At 58.2% G+C, this 12,318-nt stretch carries 11 protein-coding genes and 1 riboswitch; of the genes, 3 read left to right on the forward strand and 8 right to left on the reverse strand.

Annotation, left to right across the window (positions count from 1 at the left end; all coding sequences use genetic code 11):
- Positions 1 to 39 precede the first annotated feature (39 nt).
- The 7 genes from atzF to AWR26_RS17120 form a co-directional block, all read right to left on the reverse strand.
- A complete protein-coding gene (gene atzF, locus AWR26_RS17090) occupies positions 40 to 1,839 on the reverse strand; it encodes an allophanate hydrolase (protein ID WP_064567609.1) in 1,800 nt (599 codons plus the stop codon).
- Entirely contained in the window at positions 1,836 to 5,438 is a 3,603-nt protein-coding gene (gene uca / locus AWR26_RS17095) for an urea carboxylase (protein ID WP_064567611.1), read from the reverse strand. Before uca ends, atzF begins: the two co-directional genes overlap by 4 nt.
- A gap of 152 nt (positions 5,439 to 5,590) precedes the next feature.
- Positions 5,591 to 6,223 carry an urea amidolyase associated protein UAAP2 gene (locus AWR26_RS17100; protein WP_007374060.1) on the reverse strand — a complete coding sequence of 211 codons (633 nt, stop codon included), beginning with the start codon at positions 6,221 to 6,223 and terminating at the stop codon, positions 5,591 to 5,593.
- A gap of 11 nt (positions 6,224 to 6,234) precedes the next feature.
- On the reverse strand, positions 6,235 to 6,951 hold the full coding sequence (locus AWR26_RS17105; protein WP_064567613.1) for an urea amidolyase associated protein UAAP1: 717 nt from the start codon (positions 6,949 to 6,951) through the stop codon (positions 6,235 to 6,237).
- A gap of 4 nt (positions 6,952 to 6,955) precedes the next feature.
- Positions 6,956 to 7,732: an ABC transporter ATP-binding protein gene (locus AWR26_RS17110; RefSeq protein ID WP_064567615.1), complete on the reverse strand. Its 777-nt coding sequence runs from the start codon at positions 7,730 to 7,732 to the stop codon at positions 6,956 to 6,958.
- Positions 7,729 to 8,544: an ABC transporter permease gene (locus AWR26_RS17115; RefSeq protein WP_064567617.1), complete on the reverse strand. Its 816-nt coding sequence runs from the start codon at positions 8,542 to 8,544 to the stop codon at positions 7,729 to 7,731. The genes AWR26_RS17110 and AWR26_RS17115 overlap by 4 nt, the downstream gene beginning before the upstream one ends.
- Positions 8,545 to 8,562: 18 nt before the next feature.
- The gene (locus AWR26_RS17120) at positions 8,563 to 9,621 is read right to left on the reverse strand and encodes a putative urea ABC transporter substrate-binding protein (RefSeq protein WP_064567619.1); all 1,059 of its coding nucleotides are present in this window, start codon (positions 9,619 to 9,621) and stop codon (positions 8,563 to 8,565) included.
- A gap of 57 nt (positions 9,622 to 9,678) precedes the next feature.
- A riboswitch (guanidine-I (ykkC/yxkD leader) is annotated at positions 9,679 to 9,777 on the reverse strand.
- A gap of 221 nt (positions 9,778 to 9,998) precedes the next feature.
- Here AWR26_RS17120 and AWR26_RS17125 point away from each other — a divergent pair.
- The 3 genes from AWR26_RS17125 to AWR26_RS17135 all read left to right on the forward strand — a co-directional run bounded on the left by AWR26_RS17125 (position 9,999) and on the right by AWR26_RS17135 (position 11,809).
- A complete protein-coding gene (locus AWR26_RS17125; RefSeq protein WP_064567621.1) occupies positions 9,999 to 10,622 on the forward strand; it encodes a glutathione S-transferase family protein in 624 nt (207 codons plus the stop codon).
- A gap of 294 nt (positions 10,623 to 10,916) precedes the next feature.
- A complete protein-coding gene (locus AWR26_RS17130; protein ID WP_043954112.1) occupies positions 10,917 to 11,510 on the forward strand; it encodes a hypothetical protein in 594 nt (197 codons plus the stop codon).
- Positions 11,498 to 11,809 carry a hypothetical protein gene (locus AWR26_RS17135; protein ID WP_227121367.1) on the forward strand — a complete coding sequence of 104 codons (312 nt, stop codon included), beginning with the start codon at positions 11,498 to 11,500 and terminating at the stop codon, positions 11,807 to 11,809. Before AWR26_RS17130 ends, AWR26_RS17135 begins: the two co-directional genes overlap by 13 nt.
- Positions 11,810 to 11,882: 73 nt before the next feature.
- On the opposite strand, the gene pgaD is transcribed toward AWR26_RS17135, so the two are convergent.
- On the reverse strand, positions 11,883 to 12,317 hold the full coding sequence (gene pgaD, locus AWR26_RS17140) for a poly-beta-1,6-N-acetyl-D-glucosamine biosynthesis protein PgaD (RefSeq protein ID WP_082934113.1): 435 nt from the start codon (positions 12,315 to 12,317) through the stop codon (positions 11,883 to 11,885).
- Between the last annotated feature and the right edge of the window lies 1 nt (position 12,318).

The following is a 12,318-nucleotide window of genomic DNA, read 5'->3' on the forward strand; positions in this document are numbered from 1 at the left end:
CATGCACGCGGTCAATAATTAATCGATATTGACAATCCTTTACAAACCGGACGCCAGCCAGGCACGCCATCCTCCGTAAGAAGTGATCTCCTGCGCCCCCTGCAAGCCATAATTTTCACAAATGAATCCGCTCAACCAGCGGCCATCTTCCAGCTCGACTTTACCCAGCCCAAGCGGCGCCGGAATGCCGGCAAGGAAAGAGCCGACTTCGCTGTGCGGCAATTCCCACACTTCCACGGCAATCGCCGCGCCCTGCTGCTCATCGCGCACCATGCCGGGCCGTTTACCGTCTGCCAGCGCATATAACCGATAACGCGGTGCGCTGCGGGTGGCGCTAAGTAAAGTCGCGCCCCGCTGACGCAACTGCCCATTAAGCGCCAGCCCGTCCAGATGCGCGCCACACACCACCAGCGCCAGCCGATCGTGGCTCGCGACAGTCGCCGGAACGGCTGCCGCCATTTTCCGCCCACCGGGCAAGGCCAGCGATGCGTTGCGCTGCATCGCATCGGCAAGGCTCAGCAGATACTGATCGGTAAATGCGCGGCCAAACAACGTAACGCCGGAAGGCAAGCCGTTGGTCATCATGCCGTTTGGCACAGCAACGGCGGCATAATCCAGCAGGTTCATAAAATTGGTGTAGTAACCGAGATCGGCATTGCGTTTTACCGGTTCATCCGCCAGCTCCGCCAGCGTTACCGGGCGTGGGTAGGTCGGCGTCAGCACGCAGTCCAGATCGGTGAGCAGCGCGTCGCACTGCGCTTTGTAGGCCTGTAAGCGGTATTGCGCGTCAAAGGTTGTCACCGCATCGGTGGCGGGCGCTTTGCTCAGTACCGCTTTGATCACCGGCAGCACCGCATCCGGCTGTTTTTCAATCAACGGCCCGACGACGTGGTAGCGCTCCGCCACCCACGGCCCTTCATACAGCAGACGCGCAGCGGCAAGGAATGGAGTGAAATCAAGCGTTACCGGCACGCCACCAAGCGACTCCAGCCGTGCTTTTGCCGCATAAAACAGTGCTTCACTCTCCGCACAGCCGAGGAATTCCAGCGTAGCCGGAACGCCAAAACGGAAACCCGGCTGCAGCGTGCCAAAGGCCTGTGCACCGTTCCACGCCGGGTTACTACGGCTATAGGCATCGCGCGCATCTTTCACGGCCGTTAGCGCCAGCAAACGGCTGGCTTCGGCGGCGGTCGCGGTAAAAAAGGTGACGCAATCGAGCGTGCGACAGGCAGGCACCACGCCCGCCGTGGAGATCAACCCTTTGGTCGCTTTCAGGCCAACCAGATTATTGAGCGACGCCGGAACACGTCCGCTGCCTGCGGTATCCGTGCCGAGCGCAAAGCTTGCCAGCCCAAGCGCCACTGCCAGCGCCGATCCGGCGCTGGAACCGCCTGCCGGATAATCGGCATGCACGCTGTTACGGCAGGCGCCATACGGTGAACGCGTGCCGTTCAGCCCGGTGGCAAACTGATCGAGATTGGTTTTACCCAGCGGCACCGCGCCCAGCGCAATCAGTTGTGCGACGATGGTCGCATCCTGTTCTGCGGTAGACGCAAATGCCGGGCAGGCAGCGGTGGTCGGAATGCCAGCCAGATCGATATTGTCTTTGATGGCGAACGGCACGCCATACAGCGGCAGCGACTGCGGCGGTACGTTGTCCAGCGCCGCCAGATATGGCTCCAGCTCCGCCTCGCTAAGAAGATAAATAAAGGTGTTGAATTCCGGGTTCAACGCCAGCGCCCGCGCCCGCAGCGTCGCTATCACGTCGCGCGGCGTTAAGTGGCCGTCGCGGTAAGCCTGCGCCAGGACATCAAGGCGTAAATCAAACGGCTGCATCATGCTGTTTTCTCCAGAACCACCACGCATTGACCCGCGCGCACCGAACTGCCCGGCTGCACGCGCACCTGGCTTACCACGCCATCGTGGGCGGCAAGCAGCGGGATCTCCATCTTCATCGACTCGAGCACCACCAGCACATCGCCTGCGCGAACCTGGCTGCCTGGCGTGACATTCACCTGCCATAAGTTGCCGGAGATCGGGCTATCGATGCCCTGTTGCCCCGGCTGTAACGGCGCATCTTCGCCCTCTTCCGCCAGCGTTTCGCTGCTGTCGAAATGCGCCTGGCCGCTGGCAATCCAGCGATCGCGTTCGGCAGCGAAAGCGCCCTGCTGCTGCGCGCGGAAAGCAGCAATACTTGGCGCTTCATCGGCGAGAAACTGCTGATACTCCGCCAGCTTCAGCGTGGTGTGCTCAATGCGCAGCGGATAACGCCCGAGCGGGAAGTCGCGACGAATGGTTAACAATTCATCGGCAGACACCGGATAAAAGCGGATCTGATCGAAGAAGCGCAGCAGCCACGGCTTACCGGCAAAATCCGCCACCGTATGGTAGCGATTCCACATTTGCAGCGTCCGCCCGACAAACTGGTAGCCGCCCGGCCCCTCCATGCCATAGACGCAAAGGTACGCGCCGCCAATGCCGACCGAGTTTTCCGCCGTCCAGGTACGCGCCGGGTTGTACTTGGTGGTGACCAGCCGATGGCGCGGATCGAGCGGTGTCGCCACCGGCGCGCCAAGGTAGACATCGCCCAGCCCCATCACCAGATAGCTGGCGTCAAACACCGTTTTGTAGACTTCATCGATATTCGCCAGATCGTTAATGCGGCGGATAAATTCCAGGTTGCTCGGGCACCACGGCGCATCGCGGCGCACGGTGGTCATATATTTGTCGATGGCTTTCTGGCACGCCGGGTCGTCCCATGAGAGCGGCAGCCAGACAATGCGCGATGGCACATCCAGATCCTGGCGCTCGCACACGCCCTGCCACAGCCCGGCTACCGTCTCCAACAGTGCGTTCAGTCCCAGCGCTTCCGGCTGGTAGTGAATTTGCAACGAGCGAATGCCCGGCGTCAGATCGATAACCCCCGGCAGCGCCAGGGCTTCCAGCGCCTGCATTAAGGCGTGGGCGCGAAAACGCAGCACCAGATCCAGCTCCGGCTCGCCGATCTCCAGCAGCAGATGCGTATCGCCGGAAAGCCGCGCCACCAGGCGCTTATCCGCCTCGCCACAGTTCAGGACGATCGGCGAAGCCAACGCCACAGGTTGCCACGCCACCGCCTGCGGTGTGAGGCTGGCGATTTGCGCTTCATGCGCCTGCGCCAGACGGCGCGCAGTGGCGATATCCACCGGGATAAAACGCACTTTATCGCCCGCTTTCAGTTGGCCGACGGCCGGTAAATCCGCTTCGATAATGGTCACCGGACAGACAAAACCGCCGAGGCTCGGGCCGTCCGGGCCAAGGATCACCGGCATATCGCCGGTGAAATCCACCGCGCCGATGGCATACGGGTTGTCGTGAATATTGGAGGGATGCAGCCCGGCTTCGCCGCCGCTGTCGCGCACCCACTCCGGTTTCGGGCCGATCAGGCGCACGCCGGTGCGGCTGGAGTTGAAATGCACTTCCCAGTCGGTCGCCAAAAAGGTCGCCATATACGCCGGGGTGAAGTACTCCGGCGCACCGTGCGGGCCATAAATCACCCGCAACTCACGCACCGGGGAAAGCGGCGTATGCAGCGCCTGCGGCAGCGCCGTTTCGCGGCACGGTGCCGTTAACGGCGCCAGATGCAGCACGTCGCCGGTACGCAACGCGCGCCCGGCATGGCCGCCAAATTGCCCCAGCGTGAAGGTGCTTTTGCTGCCCAGGTACTCCGGCACCTGGAAGCCCCCGAGCAGGCAGAGGTAGCTGCGCACACCGTCACCGCTGATGTCGCCGATGTGCAGCGTCATCCCCGCCCGCAGCGTAAAGATACGGTTCATCGCCAGCGGCTCGCCATCGAGCGTCAGCGCAATATCCGCCCCGGTGACAACCGCCTGCGCATCGCAGTTAAATTTCAGCGTCGGGCCACTCAGGGTGATCTCCAGCGCCGCCGCGTTGTCATCATTGCCCAGCAGACGGTTGCCGAGACGCAGCGCGCGGCTGTCCATCGGCCCGGATGGCGGCACGCCCACCGCCCAGTAGCCCACGCGCCCGGGGTGATCCTGCACGGTGGTTTGCGTCCCGGCGCTCAGCACTTCCAGCGTGTGCGCCTGATACGTCAGCCCTTCGAGGCAGCGCGTCCAGGGTTCACCGCAGGCGAACGGGGCAAAGGTTAAGATCTGCTGTAAATAGGTGCGGTTGGTCTCCACGCCGTATAAACGGGTTGCGCCCAGCGCGTCGTGCAGCGCATGCACCGCCGCCTCACGCGTGGGCTGCCAGGCGATGATTTTCGCCAGCATCGGGTCGAAGAACGGCGGCACTTCACAGCCGGATTCCACCCAGCTATCGATGCGCAATGTCCGGCGATCGTCCGCCGGAAATGCCACGTCCGTCAGTAACCCGGGTGATGGCTGGAACTGGCGGCCAGGATCTTCCGCATAAACCCGCGCCTGAATCGCATGGCCGCTGGGCGTCAGGCTATCGCGGAGCTGCGCCAGCGGCGGCAGTTCCCCGGCGGCGAGTGCAATCATCCAGCCCACCAGATCGACGCCCCATACCTGCTCGGTCACGCCGTGCTCAACCTGCAAACGGGTGTTCACTTCAAGGAAGTAAAACCGTTTGGCTTCGCTGTCGTAGACAAACTCCACCGTGCCCGCGCTGCGGTAGTTGACCGCTTTGCCAAGCTTAATGGCCGCACTGCACAGCGCTGCTTCCATGCCCGCAGGCAGATTTGGCGCAGGCGTCTCTTCCAGTACTTTCTGGTTGCGACGCTGCACGGAACAGTCGCGCACGCCAAGGGCAATCACCTCCCCTGCGCCATCGCCGAAGATCTGCACTTCCAGATGGCGGGCGCGGGCGATGTACTTCTCAATAAAGACCCCTGCGTCGCTGAAGTTGTTTTTCCCCAGCCGCACCACCGCGTCGAATGCGTCGTGCAATTCGGCCGCCGTCATGCAGACGCGCATCCCAATGCCACCGCCGCCCGCCGTGCTTTTCAGCATCACCGGGTAACCGACGATTTCTGCGGCGCGCAGCGCTTCATCGACATCCGCCAGCAGTTCGGTGCCTTCCAGCATCGGCACGCCCTGTTTTTTCGCCAGTGCGCGGGCGGTATGTTTCAGGCCGAAAACGCGCAGTTGCGCAGGCGTCGGGCCAACAAAGGCAATGCCTGCCGCTTCACAGGCTTCGGCAAAGGCTGCGTTTTCAGAGAGGAAACCATAGCCGGGATGAATAGCCTGTGCCCCGCTCTCGCGGGCGGCAGCAATGATTTTGTCCGTCACCAGATAGGTGCCTGCTGCCGGGCCGTCGCCGAGGCTAATCGCTTCGTCGGCCTCGCGGATATGCAGGCTGCTGATATCGGCATCGGAATAGACGGCAACGCCGCCAATCTGCATGGCACGCAAAGTGCGCAGGATGCGGCAGGCAATCGCCCCGCGGTTGGCGATCAGGAGTTTCGTAAACATAGGTCAGACTCAATCGTGGCGGGTCGTCCCGCCGAACATTGGCTCACCGCATGGTCGTCCATGGGGAAAAGGCGATTACAGCAGGATGCGTCCGGCGCGTACCGCGCAGAGGTGGTAAAGCGCCTGGCGCAGGCGCTGCCAGCGAGTTGGCGTCAGTTCCATACCAGCACCTCCGCAGGCGTCGGGTTCCAGCCATTGCACGGGTTGTTGAGCTGCGGGCAGTTGGAGATCAGCACAATCACATCGCACTCGGCGCGCAGTTCGACATATTTCCCCGGCGCGGAGATGCCATCTTCAAACGTCAGCCCGCCCTGGGGCGTTACCGGCACGTTCATAAAGAAGTTGATGTTTGCGCCGATGTCGCGCTTTTGCAGGCGGCCATCGTGCAGGCAGGCGCAGAGGAAGTTATCGCGGCAACTGTGCATGTGCCGTTTATCCAGCGCATAACGCACGGTGTTGCTCTCTTGCGCGCAGGCGCCGCCAAGGGTGTCGTGGCGGCCGCAGGTATCGGCGACAATGGTCAGCAGCGGGTTGCCAAGGTTGGAGTACAGCACGCTGCCGCTGGTGAGATAGGCGTTGTTCTGCCGACGCAGCGTGCGCTGGGCGTCGTAGCGTTCGCGCGGGTTCTGCGCGTTGTAGAACAGCGTATCAATGGCCTGGTTTCCTTCCAGATCCAGCAGGCGCAGCGTCTGGCCTTTTTTCACTTCAAACAGATAGGGTTCACCCGCCGGGATCACATGGCGGAAAACGGCATGCTGGGCTTGTTTTTCGCTGGCAACAGTCATCGTGCGGCTCCTTACAGGGCGAAAAGTTGGGTATTGGTGAAGGCGCGGCTGTTTTCCGGGCGCGTCAGCAGGGTATTGATCATCGCCTGCTCATCGTCGGCCTGCCGCCAGCTCAGTTGTACCGGGCGCGGCGCATACTCGCGGGAAGGGTCCATCGGATGTTGCAGCGCAGTCAGCACCACCAGCACATCCATCGGCGCAAACAGTTCAACATAGCTTCCCGGCTGAGAATGGCCGCTGTGGAAGGTGAACTGGCCGTGGTCATCAACCGACACTTTGCTGAAAAAGTTAACCACCATCAGCAGATCTTCGAGGTTGAGATCCCACTTGCCCATTTCCACCAGCAGGTTATCCGCACCGTTGCGGAAGAAGCCGTTACGCAGCTCCTGGTAGCGCCCCTGGCCGTACTTTTCCGCCACTTCGGCCGCGTTCAGCACGCCGCCAAAGGGATCGTGCCAGCCGCTGGTATCGGCGGTGATGCCCGCCAGCACGCGTCCCATATCCGAGTAGAAACAGTGCCCGGCCGTCAGGCGCGCGGTGTGCTGGCCTTTCAGGGTATCCGGCAGGTTCAGGCGCTCACTTTTTTCATGGGCGTTGAGCATCATCAGGCTGACGTTTGCGCCGCCTTCGATGTCGGTCATGCGCAGGATCTGCCCGCGTTTGAGGATAAAGGAGAGATGGCCGCCGCCAGGCAGGATCTCGTCACGAAGAACAGAAGTTGGATTCACAGGATTATCTCCTTAATGCGTAGACGTTGTCGGGCTTCGCGCCGCTCATCGCGGAGAGCCGCGTTTCGTTGAGCGGGATGTCATAGGTGATACGCGCGCCGAAGGCATTGGGTGCCTGCGGATCGATACGCACCTTGTCGAACACCAGCAGGCGGGTGCCGAGGTTGAAGCCTTCCGAAAGATCGTGGGTCACCATAAAGACCGTCATGCGGGTTTCACCCCACAGTTGCAGCAGCAGCGCATGCATCTCTTTACGGATCCCGGGGTCAAGCGCGCCAAACGGCTCATCCAGCAGCAGGACGCGCGGTTGCATAATAAAAGCCTGAGCGATGGCTAAACGCTGTTGCATACCGCCGGAGAGCTGCGCCGGATATTTCTTCAGCGCGTGACCAAGACCGACTTTTTCCAGTAATTCTCTGGCCTGCTCGCGGGCGGCACGTTTTTTCGCGCCAAATAGCCGCCCAAAGAACGGAGATTGCGGCAGTTCAAGGCCAATGGCGACGTTATCCAGCACCGTGAGATGCGGGAACACCGAGTAGCGCTGAAACACCACGCCACGGCTGCTGTCCGGTTCGGCGCTCAGCGGTTTGCCCTCCAGCGTGATGACACCGCGGCTCGGTTTTTCCTGGCCGAGCAGCAGGCGCAGAAAGGTTGATTTGCCGCAGCCGGACGCGCCGACCATCGAGCAAAACTCCCCCTCTTTCACCTGCAAGTTCAGGCGCTCCAGCACCACGTGGTCGCCGTACTCCTGCCAGATATTGTCGATAGTGATAAAGCTCATGCCTTCCCTCCTTCCGCCCAGGGAAAACAGGTTTTGTGTAACTGACGCAGCGCCAGATCCATCAGCCACGCCAGCAACGTGATCCACAGGACGTACGGGATGATGACGTCCATCGCCATATAGCGACGCACAAGGAAAATGCGGTAGCCCAGCCCGGCGGTTGAGGAGATCGCCTCTGCCGAGATGAGAAACAGCCACGCCGAACCCAGCAGCAGACGCAGCGACATCAGCAGGCGCGACAGCAACTGCGGCAGCACCACCCGCAGCACCAGCGTCCAGCTATTGGCACCGAGGGTTTGCGCTTTGATCAGGATCTCCGCCGGAATTTCACAGGCGCGCTGCTCCAGATCGCGGGCCAGCATCGGCGTGATGCCAATGACAATCAGCATCACTTTCGACAGCTCATCGAGGCCGAAAACGATAAACAGCACCGGTAAAATCGCCAGCGGCGGGATCATCGACAGCACCGTCATCAGCGGCGATAACGACGCCCGCCACAGCGGGAAAACGCCGGCGGTGATGCCAATGCACAGACCAATCACCGAGGCGATGGCCAGGCCCATCAGCAAGCGGCCGAGGCTCACCAGCGTGTCCATCCAGAACAGGTATTCGCCGCTGCGTTTATCCGGGGTAAACGCCATCCGTGAAAGTGCATCCAGCATCTGTTGCAGGCCGGGCAGCAGCTTATCCTGTGGATTGGCCTCCAGCCGTACTGCCGAGCCCATAAAATAAGCGGCCAGCAGCAGGACGAAAGGCAGCAGGATCAGCAGCGTCCGCATACCGGGTGTGGGATGGCGATTAATTTGTCGCATGGCGAACTCCGTCAGTTATCACAGCTTGCCGGCAGCGGCCATCTTCACGAAGCTGTCGTCAAAGCGCAGTTTCACGTTATTCGCATCGCCCTGCGTAACATTGCCGGGGAAGGTCATACCGATAAAATCTGCGCTCTGCGCACCATCGCCGAGCAGGCCTTTTTCAAAGGAGAATGAGGCAACGCGCTGCATGGTTTTTGCCAGCTCCGCTGACGTCACAAAAGCAATGTTGTCCGCCGGGGTGTAGAACAGGTGGGTGGTTTTCAGTTGCGCCTGGTAACCGGCGAGATCGGTGCCGGAAGCGGCGGCCATCGAATTAAGCGCCGTGGCGTCCTGCGCTTTCATCAGCCCCATCATTTCGTACCATGCGCCGGTCAGCGCTTTACCCAGCGCCGGGTTATCTTTCAGGGTGGCGCTGTTGACCACCATCATATCGATCAATTCGCCCGGCACCTGCGAGGAGCTAAAGACTTCGGTGGTTTTCGGCGTGGCTTTAATCACGGAAAGCTGCGGGTTCCAGGCGACAGCGGCCTGCACGTTTGGCGTGCCAAACGCCGAGACAATATCCGCATCGGAGGTGTTCACCACGGTGACGTCTTTCTCCGCCAGCCCGGCTTTTTCCAGCCCGCGCACCAGCAGATAGTGAGAAACGGAGAGAGCTGGCAGGTAGACTTTCATCCCTTTCAAATCGTTGAGGGTTTTGCCCTCGCCTTTCATCACGACGCCGTCGTTGCCTTCGGAGTAACTGCCGAGGATCAGCGCCGTACTGTCAACGCCGCCCGCAGCCGGAATGGTCAACGCATCCATATTGGTCATGGTGCAGCCATCAAACTGGCCGGCGGTGTACTGGTTGATGGATTCGATATAGTCGTTCAGTTGCACGATATTGATCTTGATACCGTATTTACTGGCCCATTTATCAATGATTTTGCTACTGCTGATGGTGCCCCACGGCATCCATCCGGCGTAGATAGTCCAGCAGACATTGAACTCTTTTTTCACGGCGGCAAAGGTGGGGAGACTGACCAGCATCGCCAGCGACAACACAAGAGAGCGGAACAATGGAGATTTCTTCATTCTTGACCTCTGATTGGCACAAAGTTAGGGGGCAGCGCGACACCCATTGGTGCTGCTGTCTCCCGGGTTTTTGTCCCGCCGTGTAACCTCGCAGAGGTCGCCAGCTCTTGGACCAGCCATTCACCGAAGTGAACCGGAACCCTAGCCAGCTATTTTCAAATTGTGTGTTGCACTGCCCTCTCGCATTTGCAAGCGCTGTGCCAGGTTGTTTTTGCTTTATCGTCATAACGTTAGCGATTTGTTGCGTTACGCTGGCCCTGTTTTGGTGAGCCACAACAAGGCACTGCACCACGCTGGTGCTGCGGCGCAAGTGGCGAAAATGCATTCGGCTGGTGTATTGTTTTTAAACGATTAATCACACAGACGGATGTTTGTATATGCTCAAAATCCTTGGCAAAACCTCTTCTATCAATGTGCGTAAAGTGTTGTGGACCTGCGAGGAAGCGGGGCTGGATTATTTACAGGAAGATTACGGCAGCGGTTTTGCCTCGACCGAGACCGACGCGTTCCGCGCACTGAACCCGAACGCCATGGTGCCCGTCCTGCTGGATGATGAGTTTGTGCTGTGGGAATCGAACTCGATTTGCCGCTACCTGGCGCGTAAAACGGGGCGCAGCGATCTGTTGCCTGCCGAACCGCAGGCCTGTGCCATTGTGGAGCACTGGATGGACTGGCAGGCCACCGAGTTTAACAACGCCTGGCGGTATGTCTTCCCCGCGCTGGCGCGCAAAAATCCGGCCTTTAACGATCCCAAAGCCATCGAGGCGGGTATCAAAGAGTGGAACCACTGCATCTCCATTCTGGAGCAGCAACTGCAACGCACCGGCGCCTTTGCCGCCGGCGAGACCTTTACGCTGGCGGATATCGTGCTGGGGCTGTCGGTGAATCGCTGGAAAATGACGCCGTTTGAACATCCGGAGGTTCCGGCTATCGACGCGTGGTTTGCGCGGCTGAACCAGCGCCCGGCGTTTTTGCGTCACGGTAATAACGGCATGGTGTAAAAAACGGAGCAGCGAAAGGATTTGAAAACGGTAGAAAACTGTATTTATATACAGTTTTCTGCAAACCTGGTGAAAAGATGACGCGAGAAAGATACTGCCTGTCGGTGGGCTGGAGGAGAATGAAACTCTGGACAACTTTTCTCCGCCTGTTTAATTCCCTCAGCATAAAAATTTATGTCTGACTTAATTAAAATTAACGGCGGATATCCCCCGCCATAATTGGGTATATTGTAAATTTTTCACGCTATCTTATAATTTCTCACATTTATTTTTTGTCGCTAAAGGAATGCGTCGGTGAGCAGCAATGATTTCAATACGGTGAAAGAATCTCTTCAGGCTTTTCTCACCGATAAAAATACAAAAACAAAACTTTCACATATATTAGACAAAGGCACTAATGACTGGGAAAAGTGGTTACAAATTGAATTTGAGTATTATCTCGAACATATTTTAAAGTATAAAGCCAGGCGAGAAGTCAGAGCTACAGCGGATCAACGGCATCAAACGGGGCGTCAGCACATGTTTGTTGATTTGATTTTTCGCAAACAACGAACACGGCTGGATAAGTTTATCTATCTGGAATTCAAACTCGGTAAAAGGCCCACTGCGCTGATCAATAATATGTGGAAGGATTTACTGAAAAACGATGAAATCGTCAGCTCCCACTTCAAGAAAACCGGCCAAAAACGGCGTTCTGTCTGGAGCATCGGGTTTTACCGGGACTTTAGTCCGCTCAGCGTTAAACGGGCAGACGAGGCGCTTGATCAGCACTATTCCCCCTTTTACTCCATTCACCATGAACCGGTGTGGTTCTGTAAATGTCGTGGTAAAAACCATGACGAAACGTGCCATAAAGTGGGCATGGTGATTATTGGTTGCAGTGCGTAAACCCTGCAATATTTAAAGAAAAACAGAGTAAGGAAAATATCATAAAAACCTGGTTATTTTACTCGAACGACATTACCGTTAATGTCTACGAAAAAAAGAGGCTTTCCGCTGCAGATTTACAACAAATAAAAGCAGAAGGCCTGCATAAAATGCCGTTTGAAACCGACGCGGAAGATGAAGCGCAGGCGGTTGATAACATGCTGGCACATTTCAAAGAGAACAAAGCTGCGCTCGAAGAATTCATCAAAAATGACTGCATTCCCTCCATCATTTTTGAACTTATTTACGCCGCAGACTGACAACGCAGCGGTGTGCCATGGGTTCTTCCCTGGATCGTTTCGTTTTCCGTGCAGACGCAACAGTCTCTCTCCGCTATGCTGGCGTCTGCGTATTAATGTGATGGATGACTACCGATTTAATGCTGCCGTTTTCGTTGTGATGCACCGTCAATACCCGCGCCTTATTCAGCTCTGCCACCAATTCGGGGGTGATCGCAAAACTTTCGGCGAGCTCTTCGCTCTCCAGCCCAGAGCGTCTGGTTCGACGTTCATGACGAAAACGGTATTGGTTATACCTGGCCCAGATGATCAACGCGCCGCCATACAGCACCGCAATAAGCAGGTATAACGCCAGCGTATTTAGCGTAGACACTACCGGATGCGGCCCCATATCCGGATGGGCGATAATCGGCTTAACCATGCCGTGATAAATCAACCACAGAAAACCCACCCAGGCGGCCAGGGTTAGCACAATATCAATGAGGCGTGGCAATAAACGCCGCTCGGTGAAAATTAAAGGCTGTTGCATA

The sequence above is a fragment of the Kosakonia oryzae genome (assembly GCF_001658025.2).
Lineage (GTDB): Bacteria > Pseudomonadota > Gammaproteobacteria > Enterobacterales > Enterobacteriaceae > Kosakonia > Kosakonia oryzae.